At 47.5% G+C, this 21,608-nt stretch carries 19 protein-coding genes; 12 read left to right on the top strand and 7 right to left on the bottom strand.

Features of this window, described 5'->3' with window-relative positions:
• Position 1 precedes the first annotated feature (1 nt).
• Positions 2-1,129 carry a family 8 glycosyl hydrolase gene (locus G451_RS0116970; RefSeq protein WP_027185200.1) on the top strand — a complete coding sequence of 376 codons (1,128 nt, stop codon included), beginning with the start codon at positions 2-4 and terminating at the stop codon, positions 1,127-1,129.
• Between the two features lie 108 nt (positions 1,130-1,237).
• Here the strand turns inward: G451_RS0116970 and G451_RS0116965 are convergent, their stop codons facing one another.
• The 3 genes from G451_RS0116965 to G451_RS0116955 all read right to left on the bottom strand — a co-directional run bounded on the left by G451_RS0116965 (position 1,238) and on the right by G451_RS0116955 (position 4,356).
• Entirely contained in the window at positions 1,238-2,509 is a 1,272-nt protein-coding gene (locus G451_RS0116965; RefSeq protein ID WP_034642589.1) for a hypothetical protein, read from the bottom strand.
• 80 nt (positions 2,510-2,589) lie between these two features.
• Entirely contained in the window at positions 2,590-3,021 is a 432-nt protein-coding gene (locus tag G451_RS0116960) for an ACT domain-containing protein (protein ID WP_027185198.1), read from the bottom strand.
• Positions 3,022-3,060: 39 nt separating this feature from the next.
• The gene (locus G451_RS0116955) at positions 3,061-4,356 is read right to left on the bottom strand and encodes a phenylacetate--CoA ligase family protein (protein ID WP_027185197.1); all 1,296 of its coding nucleotides are present in this window, start codon (positions 4,354-4,356) and stop codon (positions 3,061-3,063) included.
• 216 nt (positions 4,357-4,572) lie between these two features.
• Between G451_RS0116955 and rsfS the strand changes: the two genes are divergently transcribed.
• The 6 genes from rsfS to G451_RS0116925 all read left to right on the top strand — a co-directional run bounded on the left by rsfS (position 4,573) and on the right by G451_RS0116925 (position 11,112).
• A complete protein-coding gene (rsfS, locus tag G451_RS0116950) occupies positions 4,573-4,941 on the top strand; it encodes a ribosome silencing factor (protein ID WP_027185196.1) in 369 nt (122 codons plus the stop codon).
• On the top strand, positions 4,938-6,494 hold the full coding sequence (gpmI, locus tag G451_RS0116945; RefSeq protein ID WP_027185195.1) for a 2,3-bisphosphoglycerate-independent phosphoglycerate mutase: 1,557 nt from the start codon (positions 4,938-4,940) through the stop codon (positions 6,492-6,494). Before rsfS ends, gpmI begins: the two co-directional genes overlap by 4 nt.
• A 26-nt stretch (positions 6,495-6,520) precedes the next feature.
• Entirely contained in the window at positions 6,521-6,742 is a 222-nt protein-coding gene (locus G451_RS0116940; protein WP_034642610.1) for a hypothetical protein, read from the top strand.
• A 39-nt stretch (positions 6,743-6,781) separates the two neighbouring features.
• Entirely contained in the window at positions 6,782-7,114 is a 333-nt protein-coding gene (locus tag G451_RS0116935; protein ID WP_051261605.1) for a hypothetical protein, read from the top strand.
• Positions 7,115-7,224: 110 nt separating this feature from the next.
• On the top strand, positions 7,225-8,865 hold the full coding sequence (pgm, locus tag G451_RS0116930) for a phosphoglucomutase (alpha-D-glucose-1,6-bisphosphate-dependent) (RefSeq protein ID WP_027185192.1): 1,641 nt from the start codon (positions 7,225-7,227) through the stop codon (positions 8,863-8,865).
• 69 nt (positions 8,866-8,934) lie between these two features.
• Entirely contained in the window at positions 8,935-11,112 is a 2,178-nt protein-coding gene (locus tag G451_RS0116925; RefSeq protein ID WP_169727896.1) for a PAS domain S-box protein, read from the top strand.
• Positions 11,113-11,506: 394 nt separating this feature from the next.
• Here the strand turns inward: G451_RS0116925 and G451_RS0116920 are convergent, their stop codons facing one another.
• Both G451_RS0116920 and G451_RS0116910 read right to left on the bottom strand, forming a co-directional pair.
• Positions 11,507-12,283, bottom strand: coding sequence for a substrate-binding periplasmic protein (locus G451_RS0116920; RefSeq protein ID WP_027185190.1), 777 nt, complete (start codon positions 12,281-12,283; stop codon positions 11,507-11,509).
• Between the two features lie 255 nt (positions 12,284-12,538).
• A complete protein-coding gene (locus G451_RS0116910) occupies positions 12,539-13,003 on the bottom strand; it encodes a hypothetical protein (RefSeq protein WP_027185189.1) in 465 nt (154 codons plus the stop codon).
• A 270-nt stretch (positions 13,004-13,273) separates the two neighbouring features.
• Here G451_RS0116910 and G451_RS29980 point away from each other — a divergent pair, with 270 nt between their 5' ends.
• Positions 13,274-14,371, top strand: coding sequence for an acyltransferase family protein (locus G451_RS29980; protein ID WP_051261604.1), 1,098 nt, complete (start codon positions 13,274-13,276; stop codon positions 14,369-14,371).
• A gap of 23 nt (positions 14,372-14,394) precedes the next feature.
• Positions 14,395-14,985, top strand: a complete 591-nt coding sequence (locus tag G451_RS0116895; protein WP_027185187.1) for a TrmH family RNA methyltransferase — start codon at positions 14,395-14,397, stop codon at positions 14,983-14,985.
• Positions 14,986-14,995: 10 nt separating this feature from the next.
• On the opposite strand, the gene G451_RS0116890 is transcribed toward G451_RS0116895, so the two are convergent.
• Positions 14,996-16,684 carry a glycosyltransferase family 2 protein gene (locus G451_RS0116890; RefSeq protein ID WP_051261603.1) on the bottom strand — a complete coding sequence of 563 codons (1,689 nt, stop codon included), beginning with the start codon at positions 16,682-16,684 and terminating at the stop codon, positions 14,996-14,998.
• A 128-nt stretch (positions 16,685-16,812) separates the two neighbouring features.
• Between G451_RS0116890 and G451_RS0116885 the strand changes: the two genes are divergently transcribed.
• Positions 16,813-17,475 (top strand): L-threonylcarbamoyladenylate synthase, encoded by a 663-nt coding sequence (locus G451_RS0116885; RefSeq protein WP_034642586.1) that lies wholly within the window; start codon positions 16,813-16,815, stop codon positions 17,473-17,475.
• Between the two features lie 1,047 nt (positions 17,476-18,522).
• On the opposite strand, the gene G451_RS0116870 is transcribed toward G451_RS0116885, so the two are convergent.
• Complete coding sequence (locus G451_RS0116870; protein ID WP_156921687.1) at positions 18,523-19,554, bottom strand: glycosyltransferase family 9 protein; 1,032 nt, start codon at positions 19,552-19,554, stop codon at positions 18,523-18,525.
• Between G451_RS0116870 and G451_RS0116865 the strand changes: the two genes are divergently transcribed.
• Positions 19,547-20,002 carry an NUDIX domain-containing protein gene (locus G451_RS0116865; RefSeq protein ID WP_425387510.1) on the top strand — a complete coding sequence of 152 codons (456 nt, stop codon included), beginning with the start codon at positions 19,547-19,549 and terminating at the stop codon, positions 20,000-20,002. The genes G451_RS0116870 and G451_RS0116865 overlap by 8 nt on opposite strands.
• Positions 20,003-20,114: 112 nt before the next feature.
• On the top strand, positions 20,115-21,572 hold the full coding sequence (gene glgA / locus G451_RS0116860) for a glycogen synthase GlgA (protein WP_027185182.1): 1,458 nt from the start codon (positions 20,115-20,117) through the stop codon (positions 21,570-21,572).
• Positions 21,573-21,608 lie beyond the last annotated feature (36 nt).

Genomic DNA, 21,608 nt, shown 5'->3' with positions numbered 1-21,608 from the left:
AATGTTTCGCATTCTTTGTGGGCAATGTATGGCGCTCGCGTTGATTCTCTCGTCGTTGATACTTGGCTGCCAATCACAGAAGAATTCACATTCGAGCCTGGCATTTCTTGATACGTCTTGGGTGGCCTATAAGGAGACCTTCCTTCGGCCTGAGGGATATGTATGGGATGAGGCACGGCAGGAGGTGACGAGTGAAGGACAATCCTATGCCTTACTTCGCGCCGTGTGGATGCGAGACAAAGAAACGTTCTATCGCGTTTTCAATTGGACGGAAGCCCACCTTGCTCGTCCGGACGGGTTGTATTCCTGGCAATGGACTCCCAAAGATGGTGGGCGCGTTCTTGATGCCAATACCGCGACGGATGCTGATCAAGATATCGCGTTTGCGCTGATATTAGCAGCTAAAGCATTCAATATGCCCGAATACCGTGATCGAGCGAAAGCACTGATTACGGCTATACGCCAGATAGAAGGAATTCCCGTCGATGGAGGCTGGATTCCCAGCGCCGGGAACTGGGCTGTCTCTAACCGTATTATTAATTTTTCATATTTTACATTTTACGCCTATCCACATTTTGCGACTCTCGATCCGGAAGGAGATTGGCTCGGGGTACGTGAGCGATGTTACGATGTGCTGACACGCTTTCTTGAACAAAAAAATGTTCTCTTGCCAGCTGATTTTGCCATTCTCGACAAATCTGGACACTTTGTTCCTCTGGCTGAAAAAGGACGGCTTTCCGGAGATTTTTCATTCGATGCGATGCGCGTATACTGGCGCGTTGCAGTGGACTGTCTTCTGAACAACTTCCCTCGGGCGTGTAGCGATCCTGCCCGCACAACAGCCATAGTTGATATTTTGGCGAGGGACGGAGCTTTATACACACAGTATTCTGTTACTGGAGTGAAGAAAAGTGATGTCACCTCAATAAGCTTTTATGGGAGCATTTTGCCGGCACTCAAAATGTATTCACCACAGCTTGCGACGGCCTTGGTGAATGACAAGCTTTCGCCCGCAAACCTGGCTTCCATATTACGCAACCCGGATCACTATTATGACAATAACTGGACATGGTTTGGCCTGGCAGCTTGGGCAGGGCATTTGACGGCGATGGAAGATGATATGCGTTAGCTAACTTCTCCTGTTTTTCAAAAATATTATTCTCTGTGCGAAAAAGCCCCTTTAAAAGGGGGCTTTTTCGCTATCCTTAGAAAGCAAAAGTTCGTCTTCAGGGAGCATTTATGGCGTACCAAAGGTATCGAGCATTGCACGCACAACAGCCGCGTTACCGGCGGGGGTCATGTGCGTGTCGGTAGGCCAATAGTAAGTACCAACATTCGGGTCAGCGGAAAGCAGAGGGAGTAGATTCAAGGTTGGCAGGGGAGCATCTTTTAACACCCCGAGAATAAAATCAGTCATTCCATTTAAGTTGGCGATGATCTTTTTGTGCTCTGTGGCATATGCTGACGTGGGGTCCACGCGATCCATATCGAAATGCGATGCCAGCACTTGCAAAGCCGTTGGAATAACAACGAAGCGAAGGGTCAAGTCATGGGCTTGCGCTGTATCTTTGAGTTCAGCGACAAGAGATCGTATCTCCTGGCGATCCGCATCGGTAAACCATTCCATATTGATAAACGTACGATAGAAAGGATGGAGGGCAAACGGCTGATCAACGCCTGACGTGAGTTGAGGATATGATTTCCCTCCATCTTTCAGGTGAAGGGGATAATACCCTAGGGGATCGGAATCGGGAGTCGTGGCGGCATGCGCTTCCGGAACAGCGGAAAGCCCGTTGGAATCTCGTAAAAATGTGATGAGATTGCGCAAAGACATCAATCGGAAAAAGCGCCATGGTGTTGTCTGTTCTTCGGTAACACGCTTATTATACACGATAATATCAGCAGCTAAATCATTTCCCATGTAGAGCAGCACATACACCGTTTTTCCTTGGAAGCGCGAATATCCTTCAGAATCCTTGCTGGTCATGAAATCAAGAATTTGTTTGTAATGCGCTAACCCGTATCCGCCTTTGCAAGCTGCATAGACTGGAATATGCGTTCGCTGCTCATACTGGTTATAAATACTATCGGCCGATCCGGTTCCGGCTCCGTAACAGAAAGAATCCCCGATAAAAAGTGTTGCGGCTTTAGCTGGAACAACATGATTGTGCCAGCCCAAAGTATCAGTGGGCTCCAAGTCGAAAGTTGGTTCCGGATTGGCTGTTAATCCATAAGCTTTATATGAATCAATGGCCGATCCTTTTTGTGTTGGAGCATTCGGTTCATAAACAAATCCCTTGAGCCATGGACGGTATAACGGGTGTGTCGAAGGAGCAATGACACCGTAGGAGTACAGAAGTTCCACTTGTTTTTTGGAAAAAACGCCGAGGTTTCCAGCAAAATAATAGAGCAAAATATCTACGGCCAATAACGCCAAATATAAAGAAACGGCGACAATGACGATATTGAGGCTGAATTGAGCAGCCCTGTTCGCAGGGGGCATACGCATAATGATTGTGTCCGTGTGTTACACCGAAACGGTGTGGGGTGGGTTTATGAGGCCGCACCGGTCGGTGCGGCCTCAATGCATTACAGGTTGTACAGTCTGGAACCTGGAACAATTGTCAGATTGTTCTCTTGCAAAACCTCAATAGCTTGATCTGTTCTATCGAATCGGAAGATAATGATGGCGGTTTCGGCACTCTGATGAACGAAGGCGTACATGTATTCCACATTAATACCATTGCCGCTCAGCAGTTTGAGAATGGAATGCAAGCCGCCTGGTTTGTCCGGCACTTCGACAGCAACAACAGCAGTACGTCCAACGGTAAAGCCATTATCTTTAAGTGCTTTTTTGGCGCGTTCATGATCCGAGAGAATAAGACGCAGAATACCGAAATCAGATGTATCGGCCAGAGATAGCGCGCGAATACTGATGTTTTCTTCGGCCAGAATCCGGGTCACTTCTTCCAGACGACCGGCGCGGTTTTCCAAAAATATGGATATCTGTTCGACCTTCATAAGGGATCTCCCTGATAAAAGTGCACGGAATGCGGTTGGTTACCGCATGTCCAGAATGCGTTTGGCCTTGCCTTCAGAACGTTGGATGGCTCTCGGCTCAACGAGTTTGACGACTGCCGTGACACCCAAAAATTCTTTGATATTTTTCTGAATTTTCGCTTCAAGTTGTTGAAGCTTCTTGACTTCATCAGAAAAGATTTTTTCATCAACTTCCACTTGAACTTCCAAAGAGTCAAGTGTGCCTTCGCGTTTGATAAGAAGTTGATAATGTGGGGACAGACCGTCAGTTTCAATGAGAATACTTTCGATTTGCGATGGGAAGACATTGACCCCACGAATAATGAGCATATCGTCACTTCGTCCCATCACGCGATGCATCCGAGCTAATGTACGTCCACAGCGACAGGGAGTGATGTTCAGCTTTGTGATATCGCGGGTACGGTAACGAATAAGCGGCTGACCTTCTTTGGTCAGTGTTGTGATAACGAGTTCGCCGGTCTCTCCAGGAGGTAAAGGTTCTCCGGTGATGGGGTCGATGATTTCGGCTAGAAAATGATCTTCCATGATATGGAGACCGTTTTGAGCCGTTTCGCATTCGATGCCGACACCTGGCCCCATGATTTCGGACAGGCCGTAAATATCGATCGCTGTGATGCCTGTACGTGATTCAATATCGCGGCGCATTTCTTCAGACCAGGGTTCGGCTCCAAAAATACCGATGCGAAGTGGTAATTCCTTGAAATCAATACCGGACTCCAAAGCCGCTTCATACAGATGGAGAAAATAGGAGGGGGTACAGCAAATGACTGAGGCTCCGAAATCGCGAAGCAAGGCTACTTGACGTTTGGTTGCACCGCCCGAGATGGGAATAACCGTACACCCCAAGGTCTCGCCGCCATAATGCGCACCGAGTCCGCCTGTAAAGAGGCCGTAACCATAGGCGTTGTGGACAATATCTTTGGGGGTTGCGCCAGATGCCATGAAACTGCGGGCCATAAGCTGCCCCCAAATTTCGACGTCACGCTTCGTGTAGCCAACAACCGTGGATTTGCCTGTCGTTCCAGAGGAAGCATGAATACGAACAATATTATCTTTGGGAACTGCGAACAGCCCATACGGATAATGATTGCGCATATCCTGCTTTTCTGTGAAAGGCAGATACTTGACGTCGGAGAGCTTTTTGATGTCTTCAGGCTTGATTCCGACATTGTCGAAAGCTTTTTTGTAGAAGGGGACATTGGCGTACACACGGTGTACCAGAGCCTGAAGCCGACGCAGTTGCAGTGCTTCCAGTTCCTCTCTGGGCATGGTCTCGTTAGCAACATCGAATATCATGTAAAATCCTCCAGGGCGCGAAATAAGAAGAACCTGTTATCAGTGCCTGAAAACGTTGTTTGTCGTCAACCATATCGGCATGATCGGCACTGTATACTGCGCTATTTGCGTAGCGAATCGAAATCCTTTACAACCGGCATGCCGTTCGGCGCAATGATTTTGAACAGACAAGATGCCTTTGTCCATCAACGTTTCACCACAAGATAAAGCAAATTTATGACGACACTCGATAAGGCCAAAATCGTGGCCTCCTGGCTGGATGAAAAAAAAGCAACTGATATCGTTGTTCTTGATGTCGCTGGCCTATGCTCTATTGCCGAAGCCATGGTGATTGCCTCCGCCGCCAACCTCCGTCAGGCCAAGTCGTTGGCCGATGATATACTTAAGCGGTGCGGTGAAGAGGGCATTTCCTTCCTTGGAATGGAAGGCTACAAGAATAGTCAATGGATTCTCGTCGACTTAAATGACGTCCTTGTTCATGTGTTTCTTGAAGAAGCCAGATCTTTTTATAATATTGAGGGTTTGTGGTCACAAGGGACGCGTATCGACTTGCCTGGCCACACCTCGCACGGGGAAGATGAATGAAAGCCAAACGATCGGTTGTCTTATGCATCCTTGATGGTTTCGGCCTTGCTCCGGAAGGACCAGGCAATGCAGTGACCCAAGCGAAGACGCCGCGTATTGATGCGCTCTTTTCCGAATACCCCCAGACCAGCCTGGAATGCGCCGGTCGAGCCGTCGGGTTGCCGGAAGGATTTATGGGCAATTCCGAGGTCGGCCATATGAATATCGGAGCTGGCCGCGTTGTGTATCAGGATATGACACGCATTGATATTGCCATTGAAAACAATGAACTCGAGACGAATGCGACCTTGATCGATTTGATGGAGAAAACCCAAGCTCGTGGAGGCAGTCTTCACCTTATGGGGCTTCTGTCCGATGGAGGCGTGCACAGCCATATTGAGCATGTGAAAGCGCTCCTCCAGATGTGTAAAAATAAAGGGTTGCGTTCTGTTCATCTCCATGCGTTTCTTGATGGCCGCGATACCCCACCTACAAGTGGAAAAGGGTACGTTGAACAAATTCTTGGCGCGATGAACGACATCGGAATCGGTGACGTCGCGACCGTCACGGGACGGTTTTGGGCCATGGATCGGGACAAACGCTGGGAGCGCGTTGAAAAGGCGTATATTGCTTTGACCTCAAGTCAGGGGGAAACGGCTCCTGATGCCCTTTCTGCTGTTGCTGCATCCTATGATCGCGATGAAAACGATGAATTCGTCAAGCCGACGATTATCCTTGATGAATCTGGTGCACCGGTTGGACCTATTCGCGACGGAGACGGTGTCTTTTTCTTTAATTTCCGTGCCGACCGTGCCCGTGAGTTGACACGTGCCTTTATTGATGAGTCTTTTGAAGCATTTGATCGCGTGACCCGGCCTGATTTGGCTGGCTATGCCACCATGACGGAGTATGAGTCCTCGTTTGGCGTACCGGTTGCCTTTGGTCCACAGACCATTGTCAATTCTCTTGGAGAAATGGTGTCGCAAGCCGGGATGCGGCAATTGCGCATTGCCGAGACTGAAAAATATGCCCATGTCACATATTTCTTTAGTTGTGGGCGTGAGAGTGAGTTTCCTGGAGAAGAGCGCGTCCTCATTCCGTCCCCTCGTGATGTCGCCACGTACGATCTCAAACCGCAAATGAGCGCCTGTACCGTTGCCGATGCACTCGTAGAACGCCTGGAAAGCCGCGAGCTTGATTTTGTCGTGGTCAACTTTGCCAATCCAGATATGGTGGGGCATACAGGAATATTGGCGGCAGCCATTCAAGCGATTGAAACTGTTGACGGTTGTGTGGGGCGGGTTGTCGATACGGTTTTAGAGCAAGATGGCATACTCATCATAACGGCCGATCACGGGAACGCTGAAGTCATGATGACGCCGGATGGAGCTCCAGTCACCTCGCACTCAACGAATAATGTTCCCTTTGTACTTGTCGACCCTGCGCGCAAAAGTGCGACATTGGAGACAGGCAAATTGGGAGATATTGCCCCGACTGTCCTGCATTTGCTTGAACTGGAGCAACCTGGAGACATGACAGGCAAAAATCTTATTGTTTCTTCAAATCAAGGATAGTGACTGTGCCCTCCGCCAAAAAACCAATGACTCCAGTCAAACCGGTGGGCGTGGAGCTGATTTATCTCTACCCCTGTCCTGCATGTCGGCGGGAAGTTCCCGTCATTGCCCCGACCAAGCCGGCTATGGCACAATGCGATGTGTGCCGCGCCAAGTTCCCCATTGTTCCGATTGATGAACGTGCTATGCGCTTCGTGAAAATCATGTTGGGCAACGGCAAGGCTGCTATTGACCCTGACTTTTTGTAATCCGTGCGGCCTGCATGGCCGCACGCCCAGCGAGGAATCATGTCGGATATGGCAATGTCTTCCTCTCCACCGATGCGGAATCAAACGGCGCGGCAACGCATTCTCGACGTGTTGAAAGCTGCAGATGAGCCACTTTCGTCCAAGGATATTTCCTCCTTGGCTCGGGTTTCGGAAAAAGATCTTTTTCAACACCTCGATCATCTGCGTCGTTCCGCGAAAGGAGAGGCTTTGCGGCTTGATATGGTTCCCGCCCATTGTATGGCCTGTGGGTTTGTTTTTGCGAAACGGGAACGTACAACTCGACCGGGGCGTTGTCCTCTCTGCAAAAGTACGCGTGTCAGCCCAGCGCTTTTTTTGTTAAATTCTTCCTGACGGGTGGACATAGCGATAAATTTGGGCAATATCCCAAGAAGATGTATCGATTGTCGTCTTTGATGTACCCAATACAATTGCAGGAACACGTGCACAAGGAGAACTGACGCATGGCGAAAAGCCCCCTGGCCGGAAAACCGGCACCGCATTCCATGCTGGTAGATATTCCTAAACTCATTACAGCATATTACAGCGATGCCCCCGACGTCGCTATCCGGGAACAACGCGTCGCGTTCGGTACATCGGGACATCGTGGGTCTTCATTAAAAACGTCTTTTAACGAGCATCATATCCTCGCTGTTACACAAGCCATTTGCGATTACCGAAAAGAACAAGGATATGACGGCCCTTTGTTTGTCGGAAAAGATACTCATGCATTGTCCGAACCGGCATTTATTACGGCTGTTGAAGTGCTTGCCGCCAATGATGTCGCTTTTTATTACCAGGATGATTTCGGGTACACTCCAACGCCTGTTATTTCCCACGCTATTCTCACCTACAATGCTGGACGGACTGAGCACCTGGCTGATGGCATTGTTATCACCCCGTCGCATAATCCTCCACAAGATGGTGGATTCAAGTATAATCCACCTCATGGTGGCCCAGCTGATACAACAGCAACAAAGATTATTGAAGATCGGGCAAATACCATTCTGGCTGAAGGCTTGAAAAGCGTAAAACGTGTGTCGAGAACGCGCGCATTTGCTGCAAACGGAGCAAGTGCATACGACTATATTGCTCCCTATGTTGCCGATTTGGCCAACATGGTCGATATGGATGCTATTCGGTCGGCAGGCTTGAAAATTGGCGTTGATCCACTTGGAGGGTCGGGTATTGCATATTGGCAGCCTTTGGCTGAACGATATGGGCTCAATCTTGAAGTGGTCAATCCCCGTGTCGACCCAACTTTTTCTTTCATGACAGTCGACCATGACGGCAAGATTCGTATGGACTGTTCCTCTCCGGATGCCATGGCGAGCCTTATCCAACATAAAGACAAATTCGATATCGCCTTTGGGAATGATCCTGATTATGATCGACACGGTATTGTCACAAGAAGTGTTGGGTTGCTCAATCCGAATCATTACCTTTGCGTGGCAATTCATCATTTATTCAGCAACCGACCGAACTGGCGAGCCGATGCGGCTGTTGGAAAGACCCTCGTCTCCAGTTCGATGATTGATCGTGTGGCTGCCGACCTCGGAAGAACGCTGTCTGAGGTACCGGTTGGCTTCAAATGGTTTGTCGACGGGCTTCTCGATGGATCGTATGGTTTTGGAGGAGAGGAGAGCGCGGGGGCTTCGTTTTTACGAAAAGACGGAACGGTTTGGACAACGGATAAAGACGGTATCATCATGGATCTTCTTGCTGTTGAAATTACCGCCACAAAAGGCAAAGATCCGGGACTGCTTTATACCGAATTGACCGAACGTTTCGGGAACCCGGTGTATGAACGCATAGACAGTGCGGCCACTCCCGAGCAAAAAGCCAAATTGAAAAATTTATCGCCGGAAAATGTCACAGCCGATACGCTTGCCGGTGAAACCATTACCGCCGCTATGACAAAAGCTCCGGGCAATAATGCTGCAATCGGTGGTTTGAAAGTCACGACGAAAAATGGATGGTTTGCGGCCAGACCGTCAGGGACTGAAGATATCTACAAAATATATGCTGAAAGTTTTCTTGGACGCGATCATCTCAAGCGCATCCAGGATGAGGCGAAAGAAATTGTTGCTCAAGCTCTTGCCTAATGGAGACAGTATTCCTCTGGGATGCAGCTTGGCTTGCATCTCGGAGGTTGGTACGGGCGTTTTGGAGGCATGATGGCAATGGATGCCGTGTTTCAGACTTTCCTGCGTGTAGCCGGCGGGATCAATGTTGTGATGGACATCGATGGCACCGTGATGCATGCCAACGACGCGGCGTTGGAAGTGCTTGGCTCAATGCCTCCCGATGCCCGAAACTTTTTTTCGCTCCTGGATGAACAAACGCGTCTTCAGGTTCAGCATAATGCGCAAAACAACATAACCACTCCCATTGACTTTGCCATCAAGCACGAAGAACAATATTACCAAGGTAAAATAAGTCTGTCCCCGCCCGAATCGGGGCATGTCCCTGTACTCTTGCTGCATGGTAACGATGTCAGTGAGAAGCGAGCAATGGAAGAAGATTTGCGCCGAGAGAAACAGCGCCATCTTTATCTTCTCGAAGCACTGCCGGGATTTGTGTTCATCATCAATGAAACAGCACACGTCTCCTTTGCGAACCGCACATTTCGCCGACTTTTTGGTCACCCCAAATCTTTGGACTGCCATATCGCTGCCGATGTGACGCAAACACCGTGTTCTATTGATTCTCCCTATGAAGCCATGCGTCGCAAACGTCCTGTGCAACGCGAGTGGACCGATTCGAAAGATCGCGTCTATCATGTGCATTGTCATCCAATGACCGACCTTGATGGGTCATTACTAGCGTTGGTCATGGGAATCGATATCACGGCGCGTAAACGAGCCGAAGATGCTTTGCGACAAGCGCATGATGAGTTGGAAATGCGGATTCGGGAACGTACACGTGAGTTACTTGAGTCGGAATCTCGTTATCGAGCGATTGTGGAGGACCAAACCGAACTGATTTGCCGGTTTACTCCAAAATTGATGATTTCTTTTGTCAACAATGCGTTTTGTCGATTTTTTGATGTTGAGAAGGAAGAGGTATTGGGCCAGCCGTTTACACCACCTGTCCCCGAAGAAGACAAAATTGCGGCGATGAATCTGATGGCCGACGTCAGTCCGGAAGATCCGGTTCGGACTGAAGAATTTCGTATTGTCACGCATGGGGAAACGTATTGGATGCGTTGGTCGGTACGGGCGATATATGATCAGTCCGGAACCGTTATAGAATATCAAGCAGTTGGTCGAAATATTACTTCACGCAAACAAGCCGAACGACGATATCACGATCTTGTTCAAAATTTGCCTGTTATTGTATTTTCCATGCTGCCGAATCTTGGGATTGAATTTATCAGTCAGTCATGTCGAACTATTTTGGGATATGCCCCCTCCGAGGCAACGCAGAATCCAGACTGGTTCTTGGAAAATATTCACGAGGAAGACAAAAATCGCGTCAAGCAACAAATGGATTCGTTTGTTGTGGATAGAAGTTTGCCGTTATCTCTTGAATTCCGGTTCCGTCATGCAAAAGGATACATTGTCCATTTGCTGTTGAAATCCATTCCTCGTCCCAATGCATCGGATAAGTCATATCCCGAAGGCGTCGAGGGCATTATCATGGACATGACCGAGCGCTTTTTTCTCGACAAGATGCTTGTACAGCGCGAGAAGCTCAATACACTTGGCGCAATGTCTGACGAGATTGCCCACGAATTTCGTAATCCCCTGACAGCGTTGGCCGGATTTGCCAATCGACTGGCAAAGAAACAGCCGGATTTGCCTGAAGTGGGAGTGATTCTTGAGGAAGCAGGGCGTCTTGAATCCTTGCTCAACCGACTGCGGAGTTATCTTAACAAGCCTGAAGAAGCGGTTCGTGAAGCATGTTCAGTGAATGCTATTCTTCGCTTTTGCGTGGATCTGCTTGGTCAAACCCTCGCCAGGCAATCACTTGCCTGTATGCTCGAACTGGATGAAGGCGTTTCAAGTATCGCGTCGGATCAAGATACGTTGACGCAGATTTTTTTGAACCTCATTCAAAATGCAGCAGTCACTGTGGAACCAAGTGGACAATTGCGAATTAAAACATTCGAAACACGACGGGATGTCAGTGTTGAATTTACGATGGAGCCCCGTATTCAGAAAACACGCGATTCAAGCTTGCTCTTTACCCCGGAAGGAGACGGACAAGCCGATTCGAGCCTGGCTGTATCCTATCGGCTTATGCGGAATATCGGGGGCTTCATTTTGCAAAATCAAAATGGAGAAACGGCTGTTTTTACAGTGACTCTACCGAAAGAGGATGTGCGAAACCTTGGAGACGTTTCGTAAGGAAAGTTCAAGAAGAACGTATCTTCGAATTCTTGATCTTCTGTCAGAATTGCTGGTTGTGCTGGAATAAAATTTTGCGTGCATTCCAACTTGAAAAGATCGAAGAGACAGCGTGATACTTCATGAGAAGTAACATGCTTGGCTGCTTTATCCTCTCCCATGTAAGACGAATTGCTCCCTAGACTCCATCAGACCGGGTGGAAAATAATGCCGTCTACAATTTCGCTTCCCATGTGCTACTCATCGGATTGCATGGAGTGCGTCCTCCTCAATAGCGTAGACATTGCTTCGTGCGCTTAAAAGCACGATAAAAAATGATCGTTGGTGATTTCTCTCGATGAAGAGGGAGAGAAACGTGGGATGCGGAGGGAAACACTGCCTCCCAGGCCTTCAGCTATTCCCAATCTTGCTGGCCGTATCGTTTTAAAATTCGTGCTAATCTCCCAGAAGAGCGCAGCTCACGAAGGCCTTTGTCGAAAATATCAGCATATGTCTTGGATTTGGGATTTTGAGGAGAAAAGGCAATGAATATATCAACAGGGGGACTTCCAGCGTTCACTTGTGCGACCTTATTGAGTATCCCCATTTTCAAGGCCGTATACGTCCCAACATTGGAATCCTCAGCAAGAACATCGATTTTTTTGTCCATCAACAGCTTGAAATTATTTTTCAGAGCCTTTTTCCCTTCGCTAATGACAATGGCATCGGTGCCGAGATTGGCGTAAATATAGGTATTCAGTGCCGTTCCGTAATCATAGTACTTAATGATACCAAGACGCTTGGAGTCCAACGACTCAGGACTGGAGTACGTCCAATGATCGTTTTTTCGGACAAAAAAGGTATTTCGGGGGCGGCCGATGGGCTCATCGGGAAAAATAAAATCGTTCGATTCGGCTTTGGTGGTGCCAATGATCCCGGTATCCTTACCGGATTGTACATCTTCAATGGCTGTTTTCCACGGTTTCACCGTGTAAATTACCTTATGGCCAGCTTTTTTGAAAATCCGTTTGGCAATTTCGACAGCATAGCCTGGTTTTGAAGAGCGGGGAGAACAATTGAATGGGCACCACGTATCGGCCGTCAAAATGATGGTATCAGCCCAAATCGGTGAACTCTGGAACAGGACCAAATAAAGCAACAAAAAGACAGGAATAATAACGAGATGACGCATGGACGCGCTCCTTATTCTCTGTGGGAGTCTGCCGAGATGCCAGCATGGCTGTATGCCAGCATCTTTTATATGGCAACATGCCCTTGAAGAACAGGAAATTCAAGCAAAGATACTCGTTGAATCCACTCTGCGCGTATCATCAGCATAGTGCCCGAAAATATCTTTCCGATGATGCAAAGGGACGTATCTCGTTCCTTCCGTCCGTACCATCCGTGATCCGGCGAAAAATGATTTACTCGCAACGTGCCGAAAAGTTTATGCTTCTGTTGTCGTATCAGTTTCTGTTGTCGTATCAGTTTCTGTTGTCGTATCAGTTTCTGTTGTCGTATCAGTTTCTGTAGTCGTGTCAGTTTCTGTTGTCGTGTCAGTTTCTGTAGTCGTGTCAGTTTCTGTTGTCGTGTCAGTTTCTGTTGTTGCATCAAGGGTAATAGCGCTGACTGCATCGCTAAAAGTAAGCATCGCATCAATCTGGTCAGAAACCGTATCCGCTGAATACAGGCTTCCTTGATACGCATTAAGAGCGTTATAATATTGATATTGGGGAGAAGCCGTAACTTCTTCAGGCAGCATGCTCTGCAGAGTTTCCTCAAATGTGGACATGGCTGACGATTGGCTTTCTCGTGGGTTCTTGCTGTATTTGGCAGCAATCATATCAGCCTGCATTTTTTGCACGGCTTGGGCATACTGAAACGCTCCCGTTGCGATATCTTCAAGAGCCATAATAAACCTCCATCATGTTGTTTCTCTTGTTTGAGCATATATTGTGCCAAGTTTTGTTTTATGTTTTTTCTTAATAAAATAAGTATGATAATCAAAAAGAGGGCGGCAAAGCTTGCCGTGTACATGGTGATGGGCGGCATTGCGAACTCTCTCGAACGGCTTTTCAATTGGCGTGTTTTCACGTATGTCACGCCCCGTCGGCATTACGCACCCCGATAACGGGTGTTCCTCGAACGGCCTGTCCGTTCTCTTCTTCAAATCAGGTGAATCATGGCCAAGCGCATTGATCTCGACACGTCTCGGCGGATCGATATTGTCCGCATTATTCTCATGTCCTTTGTTATTTTGGCACATACCGGACGAGGGTTTGTGTCATATGTTCCGAATATGGAACCAACGGCAGCGTATATTTATGAAATTTTCAACAATAATGTCTGCTATATTACTGTTCCATTGTTTTTTTCAATTTCAGGCTATCTTTTTATGCGGTCATTTACTTTGACCCCCTCAGCCTATTTCACAATGTGTAAAAAGAAATTTATTACAGTATTTATTCCTTTTCTCCTCTTTAACTTGATATGGCTTCTCTGGATTTACTTTATTGGAAGTATCCCCAATATGGGGACGAAGAATTTCATTCTTCAACAAGGTATTTTTGTTAAATTATTTGGTATCAATACACTTCCTATCAACTATCCTTTGTGGTTTTTGCGCGACCTCTTGATTATTTTTGCAGTATCTCCTGTTTTTATATTGATTTTCAATGAGATTCGCTACCTTGGGCTCCTTTTGCTGTATTATTTATGGATGACGCAAAATCCTACCTTGGCGTTTACATTGTATGGCCACGCTTTTTTCTTTTATCTGGGAGGAATTTTCAGCCGGCAAGAGCTTCCCATCGGGGAGAGCACAAAAATCGAAAAATTGATTATTCCCCTCTATCTTGCTGTTCTTTTCTTTTTAACGATTGATCAGCATTTTGGTCTGGATCAACTGACCACTATGTATATTTTCAAAGCCAATATGGTTCTTGGCGTATTTTTTCTGTGGTGCATTTCACGGTTTGACGTCATCAAGAATAATAAATTGCTTGAGTTCACCGCTCGGTATGCGTTCTTCATTTATCTTGCCCATGAACCGACCTTGTCATTTCTTCAAAAATTCATTTCCACATTTTTCACCCCGACCAATTCCGCGACACAACTCCTGTATTATTTCGGATCATGCATTGCCACGATGGCAATCGCTCTGTGTATTGGCATGGCTCTGGAAAAGACGGTGCCTTCTGTTTATGCCTTTGCAACAGGAGCGAGGATGCCGCGGAAAGACTGCCACGCCAAAGACGTGAAAAAAGAAAATCCGGCATAGACGGAAACGATAAAGGAAAGCACATGGCGAGAGAACGCACTGAACGGAGAATGGAGCGTATTCAATACGTCCTTGAACGACGTCAAAAAGACCTGACGCTGATCATCAATAATATTCATGATCCGCACAATGTGTCGGCGATTTTACGGAGTTGTGATGCCTTCGGCGTCGGTCATGTCCATCTCTATTATACAGATACACCTTTTCCCGTGTTAGGAAAAAAAACATCTGCCTCGGCGAAGAAATGGATCACCATGCAACGCCATACGAATGGGCCTGACATGGTTAACGCCTTGTCTCAAAAAGGTTTTCAGATCGTGCGGACAGGATTTAGTGCAACGGCAACGTCCTTACTCGATTGGGACTTCACGAGACCAACCGCCGTCGTTATGGGAAACGAGCATGACGGAGTTGATGACGAACTCATGCAACTTGTGGATAAAGAACTCTATATTCCCATGAGCGGCATGGTTCAAAGCCTCAATGTGTCTGTCGCATCGGCAGTGATTTTATATGAAGCCTATCGACAACGTCAGGAGGCGGGGTTCTACGACCAACCATCATATTCTGCGGAAGAAATTGAGACGCTGCAATCGATTTGGTCACAAAAGTAGTTTGACCAATTTATATCGCCTCCTGGAGCGCGTGAACTTTGGCACGGATATCGTCGGCGAGAAGTTTGCTGTTTTGCTTCGCAAGAGATGTGATCTGCACATCGTCATATGCGTTTTCAAGCTTGATGTTATTGCCACGGACATTCGCGACTGCGGCGGTGGTTTTGGACTTCGCCAGACTTGATCCTTGGACATGCCCAATTGTCGCACTCCCGGCATATACGGCAGGGAATCCCGCGAGAAAAGAGCGAAGATCACGGTCAAGATCATCGAATTGTGTTGGGTTGAAGCGAATATCAAACGGACCGGCCGCCTCAATGGCTTCTCGATAGATGGCATGGCAGCACCCGGAGACACTCAAGCACGGGCGTGTATAATCAAAAAGTCCAGTATCAAGACTGCCAGCGCAATTGTCGAACAGAAGAATGCGCTCCTTGAAAACTGAATCATCGCCGAGAGCGGCCAATGCATGCTGGCTCAACAAATTGATATCAGCTGATTGCATACAATGTGGCGGAGCTGCATCGCGGATTTTTACACCAACAGCACCGGCGTGCGGATAACGTCTGGCCTGTTGCAACAGCAACGTAAGCCAGTCGGCAGGCACAACGACATCGTCATCAAGAAACACCGCATATCGAACGGTCTTGACGATATCGTGCATTAACAGCCAATTCCGCGCTCCTGGAGCTCCGATATTGGTGGGCAAATGAATAATGTTCAGTTGGTTTCGATCGAAGTTTTCCACCGCCGCATTCAAGACGGCTTTGGTATCGTCTCCCGACCCATTGTTGAGAACAAGCAGCGGGGCTGCCCCTAAATTGGAGGCCGCAAGACTGTCCAAGCTGTGTTTGAGTAACGACGCATTGTTATAGGAATACATCAATACGGCAGCTTCAGAGGGTTGTGCCGGAATGAGCGTATTGTCAGCAGAAGGCGATGTACACACTAAATCATGTGTAACCAATGTCATATTCACATGCCATGGCATCCGTTGCCACAGAGATTGAGTGAGTGTTGAGGCTTTCGTGGTTTCCCCAAGGTTTCGGGCCATTGCTGCAAGGGCCATGTCAGTCCATGGAGACCAAATACCAGCAGGAAGTTGTGATAAAAGTGCCGAAGCTCGCGTTGTGTCCCCATGGTGCCAGGCCATTTCAGCAAGAAGACGTAGCCGTATCGGTTCGAGCTCTGCCGGCCACGCCGCCCCAACGAGCAATCGACGGCTCCGAGAATGGTCGGGGAGGGCAACCAACGCTGTAAAGACATGGTCGAGCCAATACAATCCCGATCGAGGCGCTTTAAGCGCGGTATCCCAAAAGCGATCAATGAGTTCCGTGTCACCTACAATACGGAGTTGATTCCAGAGTTGAGTATCTTCCGGGGGAGAAATAGCACGGTGAAGCGCCGTGAGTATACGCATCAGTGCTGGAGGAAGCGCAATACCGGCGTTTGCTAATGTCAAAAGGTCCTGAATGGCCTCAATATTGAGTGGCCGTGATTGCCAGGACCACGTTGCCATGGCGACAGCAAGCGCGACGAGTTCCGGATGGTGTGTTCGCTGCTCAAGACATGCGCGTACGATATAGGCTTGTCGCAGACGATTTTCGCTTCCGAGAGCATAATCAGGGATGGCGTCGAGTGCGGTCAAAAGGATACTGGGTGCCAGACTCGGCATGGGGCCTATGGGACGTGAAGACATGACGTTTCCTGTTGACGAAGTATAAAGTCGAGGCAAAGCGCCTTGCATATTGTCATCGAAGACGGTGTTGCATGCAAGTCGCATCGTGTCAAAGAAAAGCCCTATGAGAAAAATATGGTAAGAAGACAATGACGTTGTATGACACGCAGGTTGACGTTGATAGGGCAGTTCAAATTCTTCAACAGGGCCGTCCGTTGATTTACCCAACCGAAACGTTTTTTGCTCTTGGAGCTGGAGCCTTCTTTGAACATGGCCAACAGGCTGTGGTAAACATCAAAAACAGGCCGGAGGGAAAAGCGTTCCCCTTGCTGTGTGCCAATATGGCGCAAGTTGAATCCATATTGGCTCCGTCATTCTTCAACTCACAATATATGCCGATCATCTATAATTTGGCCGATTGTTTTTGGCCAGGACCTCTTTCCATTGTGGTGCCGGCACGCACGGGACTTCCTCCGCATATTCTTGGTCCGAACCACACAGTATCCATACGGATTACTTCCCATCCCACCGCAGCGGCCCTTGCTCTAAAAATAGGTATGCCAATTTCGGCATCCAGCGCCAATGTTTCCGGTCAGCCACCAGTCCATGACGCACTCCTGCTGGATCCTACGCTCCTCGCGACAACCGGTGCATGTTGCGTGGAGGGCCCTTCGCCGGCAGGCGGTCTTCCTTCTACCGTTATCACGCTGTCCGGTGGCCGCACACTTCATCTATTGCGAGAGGGTGCAACATCGCGCCAAGCTCTCTGTGACGCCGGATTTCAAATATATGAAAAAGCTGTTCCGAGATAACGTAGAGTTGGTTTAAAAAATTTCACTTTGAATGTGAGAATTCGGAGACATTCAAAAGTTAGTTTAACATTTTGAACGTTTGCTATCATAATAATATTATGACTCCATTTATTAAATCATGAAATATCAAATGATTAAGTAGAAAAATGAATGAATAGCAACTTTGGCAAGCCTTTTGCTAGAACCTCAATAACCTTTCTCTTTTTACAAGAACCGGCTCATCAGGAATCCAGGCCCGATGAGCCGTTTTTTTGTGTCTTTTTCGCTGATGCGAAAAGCCATATGAACAAGTGTGTTCAAAGCCGTTCTCGCAAACAGGTTTATAAGCATATGGATTGGCAGCGGTGTGGGATAATCTAAAATTTCCACCTAAGTGATGACACGAAGTCCAGTTCAAACGAGAAAAGCGTTTAAAAAATTTCACTTCAATCATTGAGTTTGGCGAAGATTCACAAAGCGGTTTAAGGTTTTGAACGATTGGTATTGCATTACTATCGCTGTCATCATTTTTAAAGTCATGTATATCAGTATATTAAACAAGAACACACGTGAACAGTAACTTTGGCAAGCCTTTTGCTAGAACTTCAATAACCTTTCTCTTTTTACAAGAACCGGCTCATCAGGAATCCAGGCCCGATGAGCCGTTTTTTTGTGTCTTTTTCGCTGATGCGAAAAGCCATATGAACAAGCGTGTTCAAAGCCGTTCTCGCAAACAGGTTTATAAGCATATGGATTGGCAGCGGTGTGGGATAATCCAAAATTTCCACCTAAGTGATGACACGAAGTCCAGTTCAAACGAGAAAAGCGTTTAAAAAATTTCACTTCAATCATTGAGTTTGGCGAAGATTCACAAAGCGGTTTAAGGTTTTGAACGATTGGTATTGCATTCCTATCGCTGTCATCATTTTTAAAGTTAAATATATCAGTGCATTAAACAGGAATACATATAAACAGTATCTTTGGCAAGCCTTTTGCTAGAATCTTAATAACCTTTCTCTTTTTACAAAAACCGGCTCATCAGGAATCCAGGCCTGATAAGCCGGTTTTTTATATGGGTTGCAGTGTCGCGGAAAGTACACGGCCAAGCGCCTCCATGACCATATCAACTGATATTTCCTCCATACATATCGGTCTCCGACATGTAAGATTGCGACAGAGTTGAGAACATGGTGAACATGCGGCCTTGGTTGATACAATTTCAGAGCCGATCGGGGCGAAAACCGCAGGGTCTGTCGGACCGAAAAGGCTCACGGTGGGCTTTTGAAGCAATCCCGCAAGATGCATTGGCCCCGTATCGCCCCCTATGACCGCAAGGGCACTATTGCAGAGCTGAATGAGATCCTCGACTTGGTCGCAATATACGTAAGGCCATTCATTAATCTCCACGCCTTGCTCTTGTTCTACGGGACCAACAACAAAAAGAGGGTCAAACCCGTGTACTCGTAGTCGAGAAGCAAGTGAAAAAAATTGAACACGGGGCCAATTTTTTTTGGGATGTCCAGAACCAGAAAAAAGCAGGACAGTCCGTGTGCCGTGTTGTGTTGGAGAAGCAAAGAGTTGATGGAAGTATTCTCGGTTATCTCTTGGTATATCCAATCCAAGCGCGGACAATTGAGTCGCATAGGCGTAGAGGGGCGACGTTGATTGTCCCGGTGTGTAGCCTTGAAGTGAGATGATACGATTTGTTTGAAGGCCTGTCGGCCGCTTATCAAGATGAAAGCGAAAAACAAGACTCTGTTGAAAGCTCGACAGTGCATCATGAATGCGTTTGGAATCCGGACTAAAGAGATCCCGCATGGTTTGGTGAATACATGCTGGTGCTGGATGGATATCAAGCGGTTTGAGGAAAGCAAGCCTGGAACTCGAGCCATGCCAGTAGCAATTGATGTTGGGAAAGAATTGGCGAATGGCAGCGATCGATGACCACGTTAATAAAAAATCACCGAAAGCACCGCCATGATCCAAAATAATCTTGTCACAAGTATTGCTTTGTCGTAAGTCTGAGAGAAGTTGCATAACGTAATGGTATAAACCGTACTGCCTTGAAATCAAGATATTGATGGAGGTTTCCTTGCTCAAGAAGCCGTGTCCAAAGTGTGGCGAAGAAATTGTATATTACAGGAATCCTGTCCCCACAGTTGATATTATCATTCATATACCAGGGCAGGGTGTTGTTCTTATCGAACGTCAGAATGAACCGTACGGGTGGGCCATCCCCGGTGGATTCATTGACTACGGAGAACAAGCCGAGGTCGCGGCGATACGTGAAGCAAAGGAAGAGACTGGACTCGACGTTGTTTTAACGGATTTGTTGGGTGTATTTTCCAAACCCGACCGCGATCCGAGACAGCATACATTGAGTGTGGTATATGTTGCCGTTCCGGTTGATGCGCAAGCCTTAACTGCTGGTGATGATGCCAAAGCAGCAAAAGTTTTTGACTTGGAGCATCTTCCTGAGCCACTTGTTTTTGACCATGCCCATATTTTGCATCGATACGCGCAAAAACGTAAATCTTTGGCTGTCTGAATGGCTTTTTATGCAAAAAAAAATTCAGATAATGCGTTTTGCCATGAAAGTGTCATGCTTTTTCTCTCCCGGACCGCTAAACACCATTTCATATCATTATTGAGGGTGTCGCATGCAGTTCAAGCATAAGATTATCTACGTCGCTTCAGAGATATTCCCGTTCTCAAAAACTGGCGGTCTTGGAGACGTCCTTGGGGCGCTTCCGTCAGAGTTACGCCAAATGGGTCAGGATGTAGCTGTCATTACGCCATTTTATGGCAGGTTGTCGACCGGTGGATATCCGATGCGCCTGTTGTCGTCGAGCATGCATGTCGGATACCCCTGGGCGCCAATTACCGCTGAGATTTATGTTTCCGATTATGACGGCCTCCCTGTTTACTTCATTCAACGTGGTGAATACTTTGACCGTCGATTCTACTATAATACACACCAAGGTGAATACTTCGATAACTGCGAACGATTCATCTTTTTTTGTCGCGCCACAGTAGAATGGGCTCGACGCATGGATGTCGCTCCAGACATTATTCATGCTCATGACTGGCAGGCTTCTCTTGTCCCTGCTTTTATTCATTTCCAGCGACGCTACGATAGTTTTTGGTCCAAAACGAAAACCGTACAGACTATCCATAACTTAGCGTTTCAAGGACGCTATGCATCCCGGTTATTCTGGGAATCGGGACTTCCTGCCGAAGCTTGGAATATCAATGGCGCTGAATTTTGGGGTGATTTCAACATGCTGAAGTCCGGAATCGCCTATGCCGATCTTGTGACGACAGTGAGTCCTTCCTACGCGAAAGAAATTGTCACTCCGAAATTCGGGTGTGGGCTTGAGGGCATTCTATCCTCCCGCGCTACAGACCTTAAAGGCATCCTCAATGGAGCAGACTATTCCGTTTGGAGCCCAACAAGTGATCGCTATCTTCCATGCAAATACACGCCCGAAAATTTGTCTGGAAAGAAAACTTGCAAAGAGCATTTAATCTATGAGCTTGATCTTGATCCGAAACTCATAGATCGACCGGTTCTTGGGTTTATTGGACGATTACGTCGCCAGAAAGGGATTGATCTGCTCATTTCGATTATGCCGGAACTCATGAAGGAAGATATCGGTGTCATCGTGCTTGGCGAAGGAAATCTTGAGTTCGAGGCACGTCTCCAAGAAATGGTGGAGGACTATCCTGGGAGATTAGCCGTTCGCGTTGGGTATACAGAAGACCTTGCTCACCGTATTCAGGCTGCATCAGATATTTTTCTCATGCCATCGCGTTATGAACCTTGTGGTTTGACACAAATGTACTCCTTAAAGTTCGGTACTCCTCCTGTCGCGACAGCCGTTGGTGGCCTGCGAGATACCATTGTTTCGTATCCACATGGCGATGCAACAGGTTTCATTTTTCCTGACGCGGACCCGGATATGTTTTTTGGCGCAATCAAACAAGCTCTTGCCGTATGGGATCGGACTGAGGAGTGGCAAGAGATGCAGCGACGAGCGATGCGTACAACATATTCCTGGGCCGAATCCGGCCAGCACTATATAGAAAGTTATCGCGCGTTGGGAGCACAAATTTAAGACAAACCCTTCTTCCCGAGCTGCGCCGGATTTCTC

Source organism: Desulfovibrio inopinatus DSM 10711, assembly GCF_000429305.1.
Taxonomy (GTDB): domain Bacteria; phylum Desulfobacterota; class Desulfovibrionia; order Desulfovibrionales; family Desulfovibrionaceae; genus Alteridesulfovibrio; species Alteridesulfovibrio inopinatus.
This window is presented reverse-complemented; position numbering and strand designations above follow the sequence as displayed.